The organism is Pseudomonas sp. SDO524_S393 (assembly GCF_054071875.1).
In genome coordinates this window covers 24,810-42,525 of the sequence record NZ_JBSVVZ010000008.1, presented here as the reverse complement: position 1 = coordinate 42,525, position 17,716 = coordinate 24,810, and the positions used below count along the sequence as shown (strand labels likewise).

Here is a 17,716-nt window from a genome sequence, read left to right as displayed (position 1 = left end):
AGAAACGCCATGACCATTTCCGAGCCGAAGAGCCCGCGTGACCGCATCCTCGATGGGGCGTGCGAGCTGTTCGCCCTACGCGGTTTCCAGGCCATCGGCTTGCGGGACCTGGCGGAGTATGTCGGCATCAAGCCGGGCTCGCTGTATCACCACATCGAGAGCAAGCAGTCGCTGTTGTACGAACTCATGGAAGACGCCATCAGCGAGCTACTTCACTTCACACGCCTGAACCTGCGCCGCAAGGCCCAGGCTGACGACCGGCTGGACTGCTTCGTCGACACGTTCATGACCTTCCGGGAGCATTCGGCGAGCCGTACCTACCTGCTGTCGCGCGAGCAGATCAACCTGACCCGCCAGCAAGCCGACGACTTCAATGGCCTGAAGCGCGAATACATCCAGATTCTCTCGGACATCATCAAGGACTTGATCAAGGCGCCCCCTTCCCCTCCGATGCTGCTGCCCATGGCCGCAGACGCGGTGATCGGGATGCTGTTCAACCAGACCCAATGGCTCAGCCTCGACGACGATGGCGGCCAGCAGAGCGCCGTATTGAAACGCTTCGCCTACGGCATCATTGCCACGCTCGACCGATAACCCCAGCTCAGGCCGTGCCCGATGCCTGCTTCAGCCGGCTGAGTTTTTCCCGGCTGCCGCACACGCTCATCTGGCACCATTTGCGCTGTTTGTTCTTGGAGATATCGAGAAATATCCAATCGCAATCGGTGGCGGTGCAGCAGCGCAGGGTCTGAAGGTCACGGGACACCAGCAATTGCGTGGCTTCGATGGCCAGGCGGCCGATCAGCATGGTTGTCAGTTCCTGTGCCGAGCTGCAAATCTTCCAGTGCCAGGCGGGCAAACCGTCCACCGAACCCAACACCCGCCACACGACGCCGCGTTGAAACGCCAGGTTGATCTGCTCCAGCGCTTCATCGGCAGCCACCTGGTGCTGGGACAACTTGTAGAACACGCTGTACAGGCACTCCCTGAATTCGATGATCGCGTTCAGGTCCGGCTGATACGAAATGGGCACCTCGAACACCATGGGCTTGTAGAGTTCGAACTCTTCGGCGGACACCAGCGACGCATGCAGGGCCCACTCAAAGAAGAACTGTGCACTGGTGAGCCGTTCTTCCTTGACCATGAGCGAAGTGCCCGGGCGCCGACCGTTGGTGGTATTGATAAAGTCCAACACCCGCGACCCGCCAATCAGGCGGATCGATTTTGCCGTGCCCGTGAAATGCGTCATGCCCGCTCCCTGAGATCACCCGGTAATTGCGCGAGGCCGCAGATTACCTTGTTTGCAGGCGTGGACGACAGCCTCACTCCGACGGGGAGACCAACGGGCACGCCGCCTCTCCCATTGTGGCGACCCGTTGGAGAATCGCCTCGACCGACTGCTGGACGGTCAGCAAATGGGTGTTCAGGTGCACTTCGGGAAACACCGGGATGTCGTAGCCCGAATCGATGCCGGTAAAGTGCTTGATCAACCCGAGCCGGGCCTTTTTGTACAGGCCCTTGGGGTCGCGCTGTTCCGCCGTGGCCAGCGGCGCATCCACGTGCACTTCGACGAAATGCTCGTTGCCGATGATCGACCGCGCATAATGCCGGCTGGCCGATGAGGGCGAGATCAGCGCGACGATCACGATCAGTCCGGCTTCGAGCATCAAACGCGCGACTTCCGCGACCCGGCGGATATTTTCATCGCGGTCACCGTCGGTGAAACCCAGGTCCCGGCACAGGCCGCCGCGCACCGAATCGCCGTCAATGATGCAGGTCACCCGCCCTTGGGCTTGCAAGGTCACTTCCAGCGCGTCGGCAATGGTCGACTTTCCGGAGGCAGAGATTCCGGTCATCCAGATGACCATGGGCTGCTGCTTCATCGGCGAATGGGCCGCACGCTGATGGCTGAACGCGTAGGCATGCAGGTTTCGACTGGATGTCTCGGCAGCGTCGTTCATGCCCGTTCACCTTCTGTTGTGGTCAGCCGCGGGTTGCCCAACAGGAACACCATCACGCATTGCACAAAGAGCAGCAACGCCACCACCCAATAGACCGTCGAGAACGAGCCCGTCAGGTCCTTGGACAACCCGCCCAGGAAGTTGCCGCACACGCCACCCAGGCCGATCAGCACGTTGGCGATGCCGAAGGCCTGGGTCAGCCGGCTGACCGGCACGATCTGCCCGATATAACTGGGGACCAGGCCGAAGATCGGGTAAAACGCCAGCGCAAAGAGAAACGCCGCCACGTAGAACACCGGCACACTGCTGAAGCTGAACACCAGCGTGCTGGCCAGGCCCGCACTGAGGAAACACATGGCCAGCGACGCCCTGACCCCTACCTTGTCGGCAATCCATCCCACCAGAAACCCGGACGCCATGCCCACCGCGCCGATGGTCGTCCAGATAAACCCGGTGGACGCCACCGACACACTCAACTCGTCGCGCAAGTAAGGCGCCAGGTACGTCTGGAACGGCAGCAGCGCCATGCCGTTGAGAAAGGCAATCGCCCAGGTCAGGTACAGCGAGCGTCCGAGCCAGGGTTTATCGCTGTCGAGCGTCTTCGAACGCTGGTCGGCGAACCCCACCTGCGGGCTCCCACCCATGCCGCGCAACAGAAACCAGGCGACGATGCACAAGGCCACCGACACCAGGCCGGCGGTCAGCCAGATCGAACGCCAACCGCCATGCAGCGTGAGAAACGACACCAGCAAGCCGTTGATGAAAACGCCGTAACTGGTGCCACTGGAAATCAGCCCCATGACCCGCGAACGGTTGCCCGGGCTGAAGCCCTTGGTGACGATTTCCGCCAGCGGGATGTACACCGAGGCAGAACAGCCGCCCAGCAGGATCAACAACGCACCCGACAAGACGATGCTGTCGCTCACGCTCAAGCCCAGCAACGCCAGGGACGTCATTACCGTAGAGACCAGGCTGATTTTCCAGCCCTCGACGAAACGACTGATGTAACTGGTCACCGAGGAAAACAGCAGGAAGCCCACCTGGGCCCCGCCGGTGATCAGGCCCACCGTGGTGTAGTCGAACCCGATGTCGCGGCGCATGTCGACCACCAGGTTGGCGAACAGGTACACCCCGAACCCGTAGGTGCTCGCCACGAAGCCCGTCAGCACCACCGCCAGTACCACGCTGTCCAGTGCCCGCGTATTGCTTTGTACAAGTGTGCTCATCACAGCTCCTTCACACGGCACGCGCGGTGTGGATGACAAAATCGCAGTGCATCATGTCGTAATCGCGCTGGAAATCGCCGTAGGTTTCATGTTCGGCGAAGCCGCTGGCGAGGATTTCGGTGGTCAGTTCGCCCGGCAACAACGGATAGACTTTGAGCGTGTAGCGCTCGGCGTTATCGAAGCTGTAGATGAACTCGCACACCCGCTGATCGACGCGTCCCAGGCTCACCGAAGCGGTGGTGCCGCAGTAGTAATAGTTGCCGCTGGACTGGAAATTCCCCGCACGGATCGCGAAAAAATTGCGCTGGTCGACAATCAGCACACCACCGGGCTTGAGCAGCGCCCTGAACTTTTCCAGCACCCGGATCCGGGTGTGGGCGTCGAACACGTGGCACAGCGAACTGCCCAGGCACACCACCGCGTCGAATCGCCCAAGCTCCAGCGGATCCAGGGCCAGCCAGTCACGGTAATGGGATTGAATGGTCAGGTCGCGCCGGCGAAAGTTCTCCCGCGCCTTGGTCAGCATGGTGCTGCTGCCATCGGTGGCGACCACTTCGAACCCGGCGTTCTTGAACTGCACCGAGTGAAAACCACTGCCCGTCGATACGTCGATGACCGACTGCACCCCGAGCTTGCGCAGCAGGGTTTCAAAAAAGCCGTTCTCGCCCGCCTTCCTTTTGTCCCAGTCGATCAGGTCGTCCCAGCGCGCGACAAAATCCGTCGAGTATTGGGCCGAGTAACTGGCCACTTCATCATGTTCCCGCGTTGACAATGGATTCATCGCACACCTACCAGGTTGAATTTTTAAAGGACAAGTACTTGCTCGCCAACTCACGGGCGAAGTCGGCGGACTGCTCGATCGACATGGTGTTTTTGGCGTAGCCCAGCATCGCCTGCATGACGGCCATGCACTGCGGGTTGAAGGTGACGGAGCCATCGCAATGGATCTCGTCGATACCGTCCTGGCTCTGGCAAATGGCGTTGATGCGCACCGCGTCGTCCTGCGGGCAGTCCTCGGAAAACTGCACCCGGATCTGGCCGTTCTGCAGCCACACCGGGTAGCCTCCCGGCAGGCCCAGTGGTCCCGGTGCATGCACCAGCACCGGCGTCGGTGAAAACAACCCTTCGATCACGGTGACTGCCGAGCAGGCGGTGAGGAACTGCCCATCGATGCCGCCCAAGCGGCGAAAATCCGATTGCACCGTGGCGAAAATCGCCGCGTCCGACGGCCGCTCGACCGGCTGGCGTCCCTGAACCTCGTACAACAAGCGGTAATTGGCGCGGGGCGGCAGGCCGCCGCGCGGCACGTAGTGACTGAAGTAATGCTGGGCATAAAGCATCACCTGTACCTCGGCGGGCGAACACCCGTGCAACCGCGCGATCGCGAGCCGTGTGGCGGGAACCAGATTGGCCACATTGCCCACGCCCAGGTCCGGCGCCAGCCCGACCCGGGCCAGGATCGGATTGACCGCGTCGGGAAACGCCGCATTGACCGTCCTGGTCACGATCCCCGAGGCCCGCACCGCCTGCATCAAGTGATGCATCAAGGTCAGGTGCATAGGCAACCAGGGCCCGAACTGCGCCGAGTCCAGTTGCTCGAACGACAATTTGGGCAAGCCGGTGATGACCCGCCATGACTGCAACGACGCACAGTTCACGATCAAGTCCGGCGCCTGCTCCTTGAGCACCCGCGTGACCCGGTCGACATCGGTCAGGTCGGCGATGACCGGCTGGATCGCAATGTATTGGCCCAGTTGCGCACACGACAGCGCCACCAGGTTGCACAGCCGCACGGTCGCTTCTTCGTTGCGCCCCAGCACCACGAATTCGAAGGCATTCCTGGGCGCCAGGATCTTGAGGATCTGCAGGCACAGGTTGCCCGCCCCCACCAGCAGCAGCTTTTTCTTGGGCATCGACGGGCTCATCGTGGATAAGCTCCGTTGTCCACCGGCAGGACCTTGCCGGTGATATGACGGGTCACGTCGCTGACCAACAGCAGGATGACGTCAGCCACCCCGCCTGGCCGGATCGGGTCCTTGAGGATTTCCTGGCGTGCGTATTCCACACGACGGTATTCGGGGATGGTGTCGTAGATGGCAGTGTCATGAATCAACGCCGGAGACACCGCGTTCACCCGTACGAACGGCGCGAAATTCCAGGCGTTGGCCTTGGTCAGGCCGATCACTGCGGCCTTGGTCGCCCCGTAAAGGGCATCGCAACTCCCCACCTCTCCGGCCACCGAGGCGATATTGACGATGCAGCGCGGTGCTTCGTGGCGCATTTCCCGTTCGGCGAAATCCTTGGACAGGTACACCAGAGCCTTGAGGTTGACGTTGAGGATTTCGTCCACTTCGTCATCACTGTAGGCGTAGACACTTTTACCGTGATAAATCCCCGCGTTATTGATCAGCCCATAAATAGTCGAATGGCGTTCATACAGCGCCGGAATAAAACCTTTGATAACGCCATCCTGCGCAAAGTCGGCAACGTGAACTTCCAGTGCATCAGGCCCATAAATAAGCGTCAGCGCCTGCAAGCCTTCGGCATCTTTATCCGCAGCAATCACGTAATAGCCCTGTTGAATGGCTTTTTCCAGCGTGGCGCGGCCGATACCATTGGCCGCTCCAGTAATAATCAACGTGTTCATGTCACCCTCCCTATTGACAAAATTCGTTCATCCGCGCGTAAAACGTGCGGTGATAGTCGTACATCGCTTTTAACTTCGGCACTTGGCTGAAGATATCCCTGTCGAGGGACGTTATGGGCTGCGAAACAATCCGTTCACTGTGTTCGGCCGCTTCATGCCAGCGGCGCCATGTTTTCCATTGTTCCGGGCATTCGCGTTTCCACGTCATGGCGTGGGGCAGAAATTGGATATTCAAGTAGTCACATAACTTCCGGATGACCCGCTCCGGATCAGCCGCCAAATCATCGGCGTTGATCACATAAGGCACTTTCCCGGTCAACTTGGTGACCACGCAAAAAATCTCATACAGGGCTTTATGCCCGATGGCTTCCATCGGCATATCGGGGTGCACCCGATAATGGGAAATAATGCTGCTGGCCGGTTCGCGAATCAGAAAGATATTGTCTTGTTGCGCGAGAAACGCCAGATCAACTTTCAAATCATCCAGGCAGTGGTAACACATGTCTTTATGAAACACGTGCCTGGATTCTTTCGCCTGTAACAAATGCTCTTTGATACCCGCATACGTGGTGGGAAAACCGGGGTCCCATTCATCCGACGGAATCGCCGAGTCCGCCGAAAACGCCATATGCGCAAAAGGTTCGTGGAATACCTCGAAGTCGCCGCGCTCGATAAACACCCGCTCCAGCACCGTGGAGCGCGAGCGTGGGTGCGCCCACAAGCCCACCATGCGGTTCATAGCACCACCCCGTATTCGGCGGCCATGATTGCGCTGATCGACAGGCGGAACGGCTTCGCGGGCGGGCACAGTCGCGCGCAATAGTCCGTCAGGCGGCGATGGGCGCTGTTGGCTTCATTGCAGGCGTTGAGAAACGCCTCCTGGTTGCCGAAGTCGTAAGGCTCGATGCCATCCGGCATGTACGCCTCGGCGAAGTACGGGATACGCACCAGCTTGGCAAAGGTCGACGGCGGCGGCTTGATCCGCTCCGCTACCGGCCCGACCGGCTTGCCGTGGCTTTCGCGCTCGATCAGGAACTCCACCACGTCCGGCGTCAGCGTGTAGCAGGTCGCCGACAGACCGGTTTTCTCCAGGTGCCAGGCGTACTTGTTGCCCCGTGCGTCGACATCGACCTTGATGCTCGACAACAGCGTTTGCACCGCCAGCTTCGACGCCGTGACCAGGGTCTGTACCTGCTCATAAATCAGCAGTTCCGCCCAGCGCAGGTCCTCCGGGCTCAGCGTCAGGCCGCGCTCGACGGCCTGCAGGGTGAATTCGGGCTGGCTGGCGAAGCGGCCGATCATGAAGGTGATCACGTGACGGCAGCTGCGGGTGTCGATGCCGTTGGCGCGGGCGGTCACCGTGCCGCGCTCGATGGCCTGCAGGCCGGCCTGGAACTGCGAAACCGTGAAGCAAAACGTGATGTTGACCGAGCAGCCTTGCGCCACCAGGGCTTCGACCGTCGCCAAGCCTTCCAGGCTGCCCGGCACCTTGACCATCACATTCGGCGCCAACTGGCGCAACTCCAGGCCACGCGCCGTCATGCGCTCCGTGCTGCGCACATCCACCGGGTCGACCTGGGCCGACATCCATCCGGCCGATTGCGCCGAGTGCACCCAGAGTGACTTGAGCGCGGCAGCCCCCTCGACGATGACTTCGTTATAAAGGACACGGCGCAATTCCCTGGGCGACAACCCGGACAGGTTGAAGCGCGATGACCAGTAATCCGGCTTTTCAAGAATCGCCGCCGTCACCAGACGCGGGTTGGTGGTGACGCCACTGAACCCGCGGCCGGGCTCCGAGAAATCATCCGGCATCAGTTGCTCGATCGCGCCGCAGGCCGCCGGGTACTTCTCCAGCAAATACTGTTTGAACGGTGCATATAAGACAGGCGATGAATCCCACCACACTTGCGAGCGTTGATCGTTGACCTTCAGCCGTTCGATGTAGCCTGTTGTGTTCACAATGCATCCTTCCCTGTGAAACTTTGAATTTAAAAAAGTGTTGGCAGTTCACGCATGTCCGAGAACGGCATTGCACCTGCACGTGCCAATAACGCATGTCGATCCGGTGGTCCAAAACCCAGAACTTTAATGCCCGCGGCCACTGCCGCTTGAATACCGGTCACACTGTCTTCAACGACCAGTGCATCACCGACATCCACCTGATGTGCCGCACAGGCGGTTAAAAACACCAACGGATCGGGTTTCCAGCGGCCCAACTCATAACAACTGAATACCCGGCCTTCGAAATAAGAAAACAACCCGGTTAATTGCAAACACTGTTCAATCTTTGCGCGCGGTGCACTGGACGCCACGCAATAATTCATCGGCAACTTGTCGAGTACTTCGTGAATGCCCTCAGTGGCTTTCAAGTTGCGCGCCAAGGCGTCCAGCGACTGTTGCCGATAAGTAACTTCAAAGTGCTGATCCAAGCGAATATTCAAAATGTGCTCGGCTTCTTTCAAACACTCGGCAATCCTCCGTCCGCGGAATCGCTCGATAAAGGGGTCTGGATGTAAAGGCGTACTTGCGGGCGCCTGGGTACTTGCAACTGCATTAAGCATGGAGATCAACACAGACAGTGTGATTTCTTCACTTTGAACGAGCACGCCGTCGCAATCGAAGATCACTAACTTGGGGGCACCGCGTTGCCTCGGTAGTGCCCCCTGACTGGGTAGTTCTCCTATAACTGCCGATGGGTACATGGGCATCTCTTATAGGTAATTCCGCGATGACTTCTGAACTACCAGCGGAGTGAGTTGTGGTGTGCTTATGAGACACGAGGCCAAAAATCCTGTCAAACGCCTTTAGACGGCTTTTTAATACCTTCTGGTTATTTAGAAGCCATCACTTTGCCGCTTATCGGTTTACAGATTTTTACTTTTTCGCGCCCGCGCCGCTCCAGCCAGCACCCGCTCGGCGCATCGAGCGCTGAACTTCCGCCACGCCTCATCAGTCAGCTGACTGAACTCACGGACAAAGACTGGGTGGGCGATGCACATTTCGTTGGAGCAACAAGTGGCGCTGGTGACCGGCGCCAGTTCCGGGATCGGCGCGGGCGCAGCCAAGGCCCTGGCGCAGGCCGGGGCGGCCGTGGTGCTGAACTACAACGCCCAGGCGGCGCCGGCCGAGGCCCTTGCGGCACAGATCAACGCCGGTGGCGGGCGGGCGATCGCCCTCGGTGCCGACGTGTCGAAAGAAGCCGAGGTGGAGCGCCTGTTTGCACAGACCCTGGATGCCTTCGGCCACCTGGATATCCTGGTCGCCAACTCGGGCATGCAACGGGACGCCGCCGTGGTCGACATGACACTCGAGGACTGGAACCAAGTGATCGGCGTCAACCTCACGGGCCAGTTCCTGTGTGCCCGCGCCGCCGTGCGTATCTTCCAGCGCCAGGGACTGCGGGACGGCGTGTCACGGGCCGCCGGCAAAATCATCCACATGAGCTCGGTGCACCAGGTCATTCCCTGGGCCGGGCATGTGAACTACGCCGCGTCCAAAGGCGGCGTGGACATGCTGATGCGCACCCTCGCCCAGGAAGTCAGCGAACACCGCATCCGTATCAACGGCATTGCGCCGGGGGCGATTCGTACGGCGATCAACCGCGCCGCCACCGAAGGCGCAGCCGAGCGGCAACTGTTGAAGTTGATCCCCTACGGTCGCGTGGGCGACGTGGAGGATGTGGCCAACGCCGTGGTGTGGCTGGCCAGCGATGCCTCCGACTACGTGGTCGGCAGCACCCTGTTCATCGATGGCGGCATGAGCCTTTATCCGGAGTTTCGCGGCAATGGTTGATTTCAGGAACGAACCCCAAAGCGCCATCGATGCCCACGGCATCATCGGCGATATGCGCAGTGCGGCGCTGGTGAATGACAAGGGCAGCATCGACTTTTTCTGCTGGCCGGAATTCGACAGCCCGTCGATCTTCTGTTCATTGCTGGACACTCCCGACGCCGGCATCTTCCAACTCGCCCCCGACCTGCCCAACGCCCGTCGCGAGCAGATCTACCTGCCCGACACCAACGTGCTGCAAACCCGCTGGCTCAGTGACGCCGCCGTGGTGGAGATCACCGACCTGCTGACCATCAGCGAAGAAATCGATGACCTGCCCTTGCTGATTCGCCGCGTGCGCGTGGTCAGCGGCACGGCCAGCCTCCACCTGCGCTGCGCCGTACGCCATGACTATGCACGCACGGCGACCCACGCCACCGTCGACAACGGCACCGTGTGTTTCAGTGCCGAGGGCCAGCCCGGCGTGCGCTTGTCCGGTAGCCACCCGCTGCATATCGAGGATGACGCGGCGGTGGCCACGTTCACCCTCAAGCAGGATGAAGACGCCGAGTTCGTACTGGGCGGCCAGGACGACGAGCGGGTCGACAGCGGCTGCACCGACCTGGCGCTGGCCCATACCCTGAAGTTCTGGCGCGGCTGGATCGCCCAGTCGAATTACCGCGGACGCTGGCGCGAAATGGTCAACCGCTCGGCCCTGACCCTGAAACTTCTGACCTCGCGCAAACACGGCGCCATCATCGCCGCGGCCACCTTCGGCCTGCCGGAAGCGCCCGGCGGCGAGCGCAACTGGGACTATCGCTACACCTGGATCCGCGACGCGTCGTTCACGGTGTATGCCTTCATGCGCCTGGGCTTCGTCGACGAAGCCAACGACTACATGCGCTGGCTCAGGGGCCGGGTCAGCGATTGCTGCGGCCAACCGACCAAGATCAACATCCTGTACGGCATCGATGGCCGCCAGGAGCTGCCCGAAAGTGCGCTGGACCATCTGACCGGCCATGGCGGCGCCAAGCCGGTGCGCATCGGCAATGAAGCGGTGGATCAGATCCAGCTGGACATCTACGGCGAGCTGATGGACGCCGTCTACCTGGTGAACAAATACGGTGAAGCGATTTCCCACGAAGGCTGGAAACACACCGTGGAAGTAGCCGACCAAGTCTGTGAGATCTGGAACCGCGAGGACGTGGGCATCTGGGAAATGCGCGGTGAGCAACATCACTTCCTGCATTCGCGGCTGATGTGCTGGGTGGCCCTGGACCGGGCGATCCGCCTGGCCTCCAAACGCTCGCTGCCGGCGCCGTTCGCGCGCTGGGACCAGACGCGCCAGGCGATCTATGCCGACATCTGGAGCAACTTCTGGAACGAAGAACGCGGGCACTTCGTGCAGCATATCGGCAGCACCGCCCTGGACGGTTCGATGCTGCTGATGCCGCTGGTGCGCTTCGTCGCGGCCACCGACCCACGCTGGCTCTCGACCCTGGAAGCGATTCAGAAAAGCCTGGTGCGCGACGGCATGGTCTACCGCTACCGCAACGACGACACGCAGATCGACGGCCTGCAAGGCACCGAAGGTGCGTTCACCGCCTGCTCCTTCTGGTACGTCGAATGCCTGGCCCGCGCCGGGCAAGTGGAAAAAGCCCATCTGGAATTCGAACAACTGCTGCGCTACGCCAACCCCCTGGGTTTATATGCCGAAGAATTCGACAGCCAGGCCCGCCACCTGGGCAACACGCCACAAGCATTGAGCCATCTGGCATTGATCAGCGCGGCGACGTTTCTGGACCGCAAGCTCAGTGGGGAGAAGACGACCTGGCAGCCCTAGGGTCTGCATGAAAAGTCTTGAGACGAAGGTCAGGCTGTTTTCAACGCAGCATCATCGAGTATCAAGGCTTTTCGTACAGCGCCTAGACAAGTAAACCCACTGCCTTCATTTGCACCCCGTGCCGTCACGGCCATGGGCTAGAGTGTCTGCACCCCTGACCAACCGAAAAGCGTCCACCATGACCCCTATCGCTCCGCTGTTGTACGTGCGCACGTCCATGCTCGAAGTGGCGTATGAAGCCCATGGCCCCGTCGAGGGCGAGCCGGTGATCCTGTTGCATGGCTTTCCCTATGACCCGCGCGGTTATGACGAAATCGCCCCGCGCCTGGCCGAGCGTGGTTATCGGGTGCTGGTGCCGTACCTGCGCGGCTACGGACCGACGCGGTTTATCCATGATCAGGTGCTGCGCTCCGGCCAGCAGGCGGCACTGGCCAAGGACTTGCTGGAGTTCATGGATGCCTTGTCGATAGCCCGGGCGACCCTCGCCGGTTACGACTGGGGCGGACGCGCCGCGTGTATCGTCGCGGCGCTGTGGCCTGAGCGGGTGCGCGGGTTGGTCACCGGGGATGGCTACAACATCCAGAACATCGCCCAGTCGCTCAAGCCTCGGGCGCCGGAGAAGGAGCACCGGTTGTGGTACCAGTTCTACTTCCACACCCAGCGGGGCGTCGATGGCCTGACTGCCAACCGCCGCGCGTTCTGTGAGCTGCTGTGGAAACTCTGGTCGCCGACCTGGGCCGAGGGGCCCGGCCTGTATGGCCAGACCGCGCCGTCGTTCGATAACCCGGACTTCGTCGAGGTGGTGATTCACTCCTATCGCCACCGCTTCATGTATGCCCCCGGCGACCCTGCCCTGGAACACATCGAACAGGCCCTGGCGCTGCAACCGGCGATTTCGGTGCCGAGCATTTCGTTGTGCGGTGCCGACGACGGCGTGGGTCCGCCGCCGGCAGTGGACGATGACACCCCGCACTTCAGCGGGTTTTACCGCCGCCGGGTCTTGCCGGGCGTGGGCCACAATATTCCCCAGGAAGCGCCGCAGGCCACGCTGGACGCCCTGCTCGAATTGCTCGCCTAGGCCGGCGAAAAGCGCTCGCGGTAAGCCTGGGGCGTAACCGACAAGGCCCTCAGAAAACTGCGGCGCAGGGTTTCTTCACAGCCGAAGCCACACTGCACGGCGATGCGTTTGATCGGCGTGACACTGTCGGCCAGTTGCCGACGCGCGCTTTCGACGCGAATCAGTTCCACCGCCCGCGCGGGGGTCTGGCCGGTCTCGGCGCGGTAATGGCGCACGAAGCTGCGCTCGCTCATGCCGGCCTGGGCCGCGAGGGTGGCGATGGTCAAATCGAGGGTGAGGTTGTCTGCGATCCAGGCGTGAAGTTCGGCGAAACGGCTGTCACTCTTTTGCAGGGACAAGGTGACGCTGAATTGCGATTGCCCCCCGGGACGCTTAAGAAACACCACCAAATGGCGCGCCACTTCCAGGGCCACGGCGCGGCCCAAATCCTCCTCCACCATGGCCAGGCACAAGTCGATGCCGGCGGTCACACCGGCGGAGGTCCACACCGCGCCCTGCTGGATGAAAATCGGGTTGGCTTCCACCGTCAGCGACGGGAACTTGCGCGCCAGTTCTTCACAGCGGGTCCAGTGGGTGGCCACGCGACGACCATCCAGCAAGCCGCTGGCGGCCAGCAGAAACGCGCCGGTACACACCGAGGCCGTGCGCCGGGTGTGACGGGACTTTTCGCGCACCCAGGCCACCAGGTCCGCGTCTTCGGCGGCACCGTACACGCCCCAGCCGCCGGCGATCACCAGGGTGTCGCAAGGTTCGTCCACGGCAGGCAAAGGCTCGGCCAGCAGCGCCAGGCCCGCGGAGGTTTTCACCGGCTCCGCCTGGGCGGCAATCACGGAAGCGGCATAAGGCAGCGGCAAGCCACGCTGGCGAGCCAGGTCGTTGGCCGAGGCAAACACTTGCAACGGCCCGGTCACGTCGAGCACCTGGGCATGGTCAAACGCGAGTATGTGGATGATTCTAGGCATGTTTGGCGTGATTTGTGGGTTCAATGGCGTACACGCCAAAGCCTAGGCTTCTAGAGTAGACCCGTCCACCCTTTTATCGGAGACCCAACCATGACTGTGCAGATCGGCTTTCTCTTGTTCCCCGGCATCCAGCAACTGGACCTCACCGGCCCGTACGACGTGATGGGCACGCTGCCGGACGTGAAGCTTCACCTGGTGTGGAAAGACCTGGCGCCGGTCACCTCCAGCAACGGGCTGGTGTTCACCCCGAGCGTGAGCTATGCCGATTGCCCGAGGCTGGACGTGATCTGTGTGCCCGGTGGTGCCGGCGTCGGCGCGTTGATGGAAGACCCGCAGACCCTGGACTTTCTCAAGGATCAGGCCCAGACCGCGCGCTACGTGACGTCGGTGTGCACCGGCGCGCTGGTGCTCGGCGCGGCGGGCCTGTTGCGTGGCCGCAAAGCCACCACCCACTGGGCCTACCACGACCTGCTGGCCCCGCTGGGTGCCATCCCGGTACAGGCGCGGGTGGTGCGTGACGGCAATCTGTTGACCGGCGGCGGCATCACCGCCGGCATCGACTTCGCCCTCACCCTCGCCTCGGAGCTGTACAGCGAAGCGGCGGCGCAACTGGTGCAGTTGCAGATGGAATACGCGCCGGCGCCGCCGTTCAACGCGGGCAGCCCGGACACCGCCCCAGCCCATATATTGGAAGAAGCAAGAAAGCGCACCGCGGAATCGCGCCGGGTACGCGGTGAAATCGTCGCCCGTGCAGCGGCCAGGCTTGGCTGATGCCATTGACGCCAGCCATGGGCTCTCCATGGCTGGTGGCGACCGACGTGCGAGAATTTTCCCCATCACCTGCATGAAGTTGCGTAACTTGCCGTGCGAAACTCACTATTTCGTCTAGCCTTGCAAGGCAACTACCTTTCGACCGAAAGCCTTGTATAACGGGCACTTCGTCACACTTCTCTTACTTTATTTGTCCCCCTTTCCTACCTCTCCGCAAAAAAGGTTTTCCTTTCGAACAGGAAAATTCTCACATTTGTTCCTACACTCAAAAACACGCCCAAACACCGAGTGTCCGGACAAGGAAAGTCAATAAAATGCCACAAAAAAGACTGATTAACGTGTCTAGCATGCCACCTCCGCATCATCGTCAATTCATTGACTAAGCAACTAAAAAGGAACACTCCTTAAGCCACTACCCCCGCAAATTTCCTTCAAATGGATAGGTAATTGCGTTTTACCCAGAGAAGCCGTAGTTCGACTTGCCCTCACTAACGCAGCGCGCTGCTTTATTGAACCCACAGCCGAACGCAGAAGTCTGGAGTGCAATGAGGGATGTTTTTATGCGAGAGAAGTCGTCAGTCGACAGCCTGTTTTTGACGCGTGCCGGTTTCGTTGAATTCTTTGTTGTGTTCGTCAAATTGATCCATGGTCTGACTGCCGTTCTGCCCGCGCTGATCCTGGTGTTTTACCCCGACCCGATGGCGCCGGAAATGCGCAACCATTTCCTGGGCCTGCTGCTGTTTTTCGCGGTCCTGACCATCATTCTGTTTCAGGCGCTGGGGATCTATTCCGAAGAGCTGTTCAGCAATCGGCTGCGCCTGCGCACCAAGCTCAAGGCCTGGTCCGCGGCGTTTTGCATCCTGCTGTTCATGTACCAGATCCTGCAGATGTTCCCGCAAGTGAACCCGCGCAACCTGGTGGTGTGGTACGTCGCCAGCCTGGCGCTGTTCTGCCTTGAACGCCTGCTCATGCTGCGCCTGTACCGGCGGCTGATGCGCCAGGGCATGTACCTGCAACGCACGGTGATCCTGGGCTTCACCGACACCGCCGTGCACGTCGCCGATCACCTGCAACGCAACGGCGATATCCGCTCCGGCCTGATCGGGTTTATCGACGACCGCACCGAGCGCATCCCCAAGGAACTGAGCAACCTGCCCCTGCTGGGCAATACCCGCGACCTGGAAAAACTGATCCGCGCCGAACAGGTCAACCAGGTGATGATCACCCTGCCCTGGGCGGCCGAACAACGCATCCACGGCCTGGTCAACCGCCTGCGGCAGATGTCGGTGAACGTGATGCTGGTGCCCGACATGGCGGCCCTGCGCTACGGCCACAGCCGCATCACCGACGTGGGCGGCATCCTGATGTTCAACACCTCGCAATTGCCGCTGCGCGGTTGGTCGCCGGTGATCAAGCGCTGCGAAGATTTGCTGCTGGCGAGCCTGGCGTTGGTGGCGCTGTCACCGATCATGCTGGTGACGGCGCTCGCGATCAAACTCGACTCCAGGGGCCCGATCCTGTTTCGTCAGAACCGCTTCGGCTATAACGACAACGAGATCCGCGTGTTCAAGTTCCGCTCGATGTTCACCGACCAGAGCGACTTCACCGCCGAACGCCAGACCACCCGCGAGGACCCGCGCATCACCCGTGTGGGGCGGATCATCCGCAAGACCAGCATCGACGAGTTGCCGCAGCTGTTCAATGTACTGCTGGGCAACATGTCGATGGTCGGCCCGCGCCCGCATGCCACCGCGACCAAGGCCGCGGGCATTCCGTTCGAAGTGGCCGTGAGCGAATACAGCTCGCGGCACCGGGTCAAGCCGGGGATCACCGGCTGGGCGCAGATCAACGGCTACCGGGGTGAAACCGACACCCTGTTCAAAATTCAGAAACGTGTCGAGTACGACCTGGAATACATCTCCAAGTGGTCGGTGTGGTTTGACTTGTACATCGTCTTCATGACGGTCCCGGCCGTCCTTTCCACCAAGGAAGTCTATTGATGAATACACTCAACGGATTAATTCCCTGCATCATTTCCGGTGGTTCGGGCACGCGGTTGTGGCCGGTGTCCCGGCAGAACATGCCCAAGCCCTTCATGCGCATGCGCGACGGCCAGAGCCTGCTGCAAAAGACCTTCCAGCGCGCCGCCAAACTGCCCGGCGTGGAAAGCGTGCTGACGGTGACCAACCGCGACCTGTTGTTTCGCACCCTCGACGATTACCGTGGCGTGAACAAGGGGCACCTGCCTCTGGACTTGCTGCTTGAGCCGTTTGGCCGCAACACCGCAGCAGCGATCGCGGTGGCGGCGTTGCACGTGCAGGAGCATTTCGGCGGCGACGCCCAGTTGCTGGTGATGCCGGCCGACCATCTGATCCTCAACGAAGTGGCGTTCGCACAGGCGGTCAACGAGGCCCGTGACCTGGCCGAAGCGGGCTACCTGGTGACGTTCGGCATCCAGCCTGACCATCCGGAAACCGGCTTCGGCTATATCGAACAAGGTGAAAAGCTGAGTCATGGCAACCGGGTCAAGCGCTTCGTCGAGAAGCCCGACCTGGCCACGGCCCAGGCCTATCTGGACGGCGGCAAGCACCTGTGGAACGCCGGGATGTTCTGCTTCAAGGCCAGCACCCTGGTGGAGGAACTCGGCACCCATGCGCCCGACGTGCTGGCCGCCGCCCAGGCCGCGCTGGAACACAGCCAGAGCCTGCAAAACAAGACTTCGCGCCAGCGCGAGCTGGATTCCGAAGCGTTCGGCAGCGCGCCGGATGTGTCCATCGACGTGGCCCTGATGGAAAAATCCCGGCAAGTGGCCGTGGTGCCCTGCGACATCGGCTGGAGCGATATCGGGTCGTGGGAAGCCCTGCGCCAGCTCACGCCCAGCGACGCCCATGGCAACCAGGTCAATGGCGAAGCGATTCTGCATGACGTGCACAACTGCTACATCGACTCGCCCAAGCGCGTCCTCGGCGCGGTGGGCGTACGCGACCTGATCATCGTCGACACTCCCGACGCCCTGCTGATCGCCGATGCGCACCGCAGTCAGGATGTGCGTTACATCGTTGCCGAACTCAAGCGCCAGAACCACCCGGCGTACAGCCTGCACCGCACGGTCACCCGGCCCTGGGGCACCTACACCGTGCTGGAGGAAAGCAGCCGGTTCAAGATCAAGCGCATCGTGGTCAAGCCCCAGGCGTCGCTGTCGTTGCAGATGCACCACCACCGCAGCGAACACTGGGTGGTGGTCAGCGGCGCGGCGCAGATCACCAATGGCGAGCGCGAATTCCTGATCAACGCCAACGAGTCCACCTACATTCCCGCCGGGCACAAACACCGGCTGACCAACCCCGGCATCATCGACCTGGTGATGATCGAGGTGCAGAGCGGCGAGTACCTGGGCGAAGACGACATCGTGCGCTTTGATGACATCTACGGGCGGGCGCCCGCTGAAGTGAAAAAATGA

17 protein-coding genes are annotated in these 17,716 nt (G+C 61.2%); 7 read left to right on the top strand and 10 right to left on the bottom strand.

Annotation, left to right across the window (positions count from 1 at the left end; genetic code table 11):
* Nucleotides 1-9: 9 nt before the first annotated feature.
* Nucleotides 10-594, top strand: a complete 585-nt coding sequence (locus ACW9IB_RS05770; protein WP_457412709.1) for a TetR/AcrR family transcriptional regulator — start codon at nucleotides 10-12, stop codon at nucleotides 592-594.
* A 7-nt stretch (nucleotides 595-601) separates the two neighbouring features.
* Here the strand turns inward: ACW9IB_RS05770 and ACW9IB_RS05765 are convergent, their stop codons facing one another.
* The 9 genes from ACW9IB_RS05765 to ACW9IB_RS05725 form a co-directional block, all read right to left on the bottom strand.
* Entirely contained in the window at nucleotides 602-1,246 is a 645-nt protein-coding gene (locus ACW9IB_RS05765) for a CGNR zinc finger domain-containing protein (protein WP_457412708.1), read from the bottom strand.
* 73 nt (nucleotides 1,247-1,319) lie between these two features.
* On the bottom strand, nucleotides 1,320-1,958 hold the full coding sequence (gene cysC / locus ACW9IB_RS05760; protein WP_457412707.1) for an adenylyl-sulfate kinase: 639 nt from the start codon (nucleotides 1,956-1,958) through the stop codon (nucleotides 1,320-1,322).
* Nucleotides 1,955-3,184 (bottom strand): MFS transporter, encoded by a 1,230-nt coding sequence (locus tag ACW9IB_RS05755; RefSeq protein ID WP_457412706.1) that lies wholly within the window; start codon nucleotides 3,182-3,184, stop codon nucleotides 1,955-1,957. Before ACW9IB_RS05755 ends, cysC begins: the two co-directional genes overlap by 4 nt.
* A gap of 10 nt (nucleotides 3,185-3,194) precedes the next feature.
* The gene (locus ACW9IB_RS05750; RefSeq protein ID WP_457365612.1) at nucleotides 3,195-3,965 is read right to left on the bottom strand and encodes a class I SAM-dependent methyltransferase; all 771 of its coding nucleotides are present in this window, start codon (nucleotides 3,963-3,965) and stop codon (nucleotides 3,195-3,197) included.
* 7 nt (nucleotides 3,966-3,972) lie between these two features.
* Nucleotides 3,973-5,109, bottom strand: coding sequence for a hypothetical protein (locus tag ACW9IB_RS05745; RefSeq protein ID WP_457412705.1), 1,137 nt, complete (start codon nucleotides 5,107-5,109; stop codon nucleotides 3,973-3,975).
* Nucleotides 5,106-5,831: an SDR family oxidoreductase gene (locus tag ACW9IB_RS05740; RefSeq protein WP_457365610.1), complete on the bottom strand. Its 726-nt coding sequence runs from the start codon at nucleotides 5,829-5,831 to the stop codon at nucleotides 5,106-5,108. The genes ACW9IB_RS05745 and ACW9IB_RS05740 overlap by 4 nt, the downstream gene beginning before the upstream one ends.
* A gap of 10 nt (nucleotides 5,832-5,841) precedes the next feature.
* Nucleotides 5,842-6,570: a sulfotransferase-like domain-containing protein gene (locus ACW9IB_RS05735; protein ID WP_457412704.1), complete on the bottom strand. Its 729-nt coding sequence runs from the start codon at nucleotides 6,568-6,570 to the stop codon at nucleotides 5,842-5,844.
* Entirely contained in the window at nucleotides 6,567-7,793 is a 1,227-nt protein-coding gene (locus tag ACW9IB_RS05730; protein ID WP_457412702.1) for a transaldolase family protein, read from the bottom strand. Before ACW9IB_RS05730 ends, ACW9IB_RS05735 begins: the two co-directional genes overlap by 4 nt.
* 29 nt (nucleotides 7,794-7,822) lie before the next feature.
* Nucleotides 7,823-8,536 carry an HAD family hydrolase gene (locus ACW9IB_RS05725; RefSeq protein WP_457412701.1) on the bottom strand — a complete coding sequence of 238 codons (714 nt, stop codon included), beginning with the start codon at nucleotides 8,534-8,536 and terminating at the stop codon, nucleotides 7,823-7,825.
* A 289-nt stretch (nucleotides 8,537-8,825) separates the two neighbouring features.
* Here ACW9IB_RS05725 and ACW9IB_RS05720 point away from each other — a divergent pair, with 289 nt between their 5' ends.
* The 3 genes from ACW9IB_RS05720 to ACW9IB_RS05710 all read left to right on the top strand — a co-directional run bounded on the left by ACW9IB_RS05720 (nucleotide 8,826) and on the right by ACW9IB_RS05710 (nucleotide 12,523).
* On the top strand, nucleotides 8,826-9,626 hold the full coding sequence (locus tag ACW9IB_RS05720; RefSeq protein WP_457412699.1) for a glucose 1-dehydrogenase: 801 nt from the start codon (nucleotides 8,826-8,828) through the stop codon (nucleotides 9,624-9,626).
* Nucleotides 9,619-11,445, top strand: a complete 1,827-nt coding sequence (locus ACW9IB_RS05715; RefSeq protein ID WP_457412698.1) for a glycoside hydrolase family 15 protein — start codon at nucleotides 9,619-9,621, stop codon at nucleotides 11,443-11,445. The genes ACW9IB_RS05720 and ACW9IB_RS05715 overlap by 8 nt, the downstream gene beginning before the upstream one ends.
* A gap of 178 nt (nucleotides 11,446-11,623) precedes the next feature.
* Nucleotides 11,624-12,523, top strand: a complete 900-nt coding sequence (locus ACW9IB_RS05710; protein ID WP_457365603.1) for an alpha/beta fold hydrolase — start codon at nucleotides 11,624-11,626, stop codon at nucleotides 12,521-12,523.
* On the opposite strand, the gene ACW9IB_RS05705 is transcribed toward ACW9IB_RS05710, so the two are convergent.
* On the bottom strand, nucleotides 12,520-13,485 hold the full coding sequence (locus ACW9IB_RS05705; protein WP_457412697.1) for a GlxA family transcriptional regulator: 966 nt from the start codon (nucleotides 13,483-13,485) through the stop codon (nucleotides 12,520-12,522). The two genes, ACW9IB_RS05710 and ACW9IB_RS05705, sit on opposite strands and share 4 nt — an antisense overlap.
* Nucleotides 13,486-13,575: 90 nt before the next feature.
* Here ACW9IB_RS05705 and ACW9IB_RS05700 point away from each other — a divergent pair, with 90 nt between their 5' ends.
* The 3 genes from ACW9IB_RS05700 to ACW9IB_RS05690 all read left to right on the top strand — a co-directional run bounded on the left by ACW9IB_RS05700 (nucleotide 13,576) and on the right by ACW9IB_RS05690 (nucleotide 17,716).
* Nucleotides 13,576-14,256, top strand: coding sequence for a DJ-1/PfpI family protein (locus tag ACW9IB_RS05700; RefSeq protein ID WP_457365601.1), 681 nt, complete (start codon nucleotides 13,576-13,578; stop codon nucleotides 14,254-14,256).
* A 560-nt stretch (nucleotides 14,257-14,816) separates the two neighbouring features.
* Nucleotides 14,817-16,256, top strand: a complete 1,440-nt coding sequence (locus ACW9IB_RS05695) for an undecaprenyl-phosphate glucose phosphotransferase (RefSeq protein ID WP_457365600.1) — start codon at nucleotides 14,817-14,819, stop codon at nucleotides 16,254-16,256.
* A complete protein-coding gene (locus tag ACW9IB_RS05690) occupies nucleotides 16,256-17,716 on the top strand; it encodes a mannose-1-phosphate guanylyltransferase/mannose-6-phosphate isomerase (RefSeq protein ID WP_457365599.1) in 1,461 nt (486 codons plus the stop codon). The genes ACW9IB_RS05695 and ACW9IB_RS05690 overlap by 1 nt, the downstream gene beginning before the upstream one ends.

Excerpts from the sequence above, each read along its gene's own strand:
- ACW9IB_RS05770 (WP_457412709.1), top strand. The coding sequence starts at position 10 with ATGACCATTTCCGAGCCGAAGAGCCCGCGTGACCGCATCCTCGATGGG.
- ACW9IB_RS05765 (WP_457412708.1), bottom strand. The coding sequence starts at position 1,246 with ATGACGCATTTCACGGGCACGGCAAAATCGATCCGCCTGATTGGCGGG.
- cysC (WP_457412707.1), bottom strand. The coding sequence starts at position 1,958 with ATGAACGACGCTGCCGAGACATCCAGTCGAAACCTGCATGCCTACGCG.
- ACW9IB_RS05755 (WP_457412706.1), bottom strand. The coding sequence starts at position 3,184 with ATGAGCACACTTGTACAAAGCAATACGCGGGCACTGGACAGCGTGGTA.
- ACW9IB_RS05750 (WP_457365612.1), bottom strand. The coding sequence starts at position 3,965 with ATGAATCCATTGTCAACGCGGGAACATGATGAAGTGGCCAGTTACTCG.
- ACW9IB_RS05745 (WP_457412705.1), bottom strand. The coding sequence starts at position 5,109 with ATGAGCCCGTCGATGCCCAAGAAAAAGCTGCTGCTGGTGGGGGCGGGC.
- ACW9IB_RS05740 (WP_457365610.1), bottom strand. The coding sequence starts at position 5,831 with ATGAACACGTTGATTATTACTGGAGCGGCCAATGGTATCGGCCGCGCC.
- ACW9IB_RS05735 (WP_457412704.1), bottom strand. The coding sequence starts at position 6,570 with ATGAACCGCATGGTGGGCTTGTGGGCGCACCCACGCTCGCGCTCCACG.
- ACW9IB_RS05725 (WP_457412701.1), bottom strand. The coding sequence starts at position 8,536 with ATGTACCCATCGGCAGTTATAGGAGAACTACCCAGTCAGGGGGCACTA.
- ACW9IB_RS05720 (WP_457412699.1), top strand. The coding sequence starts at position 8,826 with ATGCACATTTCGTTGGAGCAACAAGTGGCGCTGGTGACCGGCGCCAGT.
- ACW9IB_RS05715 (WP_457412698.1), top strand. The coding sequence starts at position 9,619 with ATGGTTGATTTCAGGAACGAACCCCAAAGCGCCATCGATGCCCACGGC.
- ACW9IB_RS05710 (WP_457365603.1), top strand. The coding sequence starts at position 11,624 with ATGACCCCTATCGCTCCGCTGTTGTACGTGCGCACGTCCATGCTCGAA.
- ACW9IB_RS05705 (WP_457412697.1), bottom strand. The coding sequence starts at position 13,485 with ATGCCTAGAATCATCCACATACTCGCGTTTGACCATGCCCAGGTGCTC.
- ACW9IB_RS05700 (WP_457365601.1), top strand. The coding sequence starts at position 13,576 with ATGACTGTGCAGATCGGCTTTCTCTTGTTCCCCGGCATCCAGCAACTG.
- ACW9IB_RS05695 (WP_457365600.1), top strand. The coding sequence starts at position 14,817 with ATGCGAGAGAAGTCGTCAGTCGACAGCCTGTTTTTGACGCGTGCCGGT.
- ACW9IB_RS05690 (WP_457365599.1), top strand. The coding sequence starts at position 16,256 with ATGAATACACTCAACGGATTAATTCCCTGCATCATTTCCGGTGGTTCG.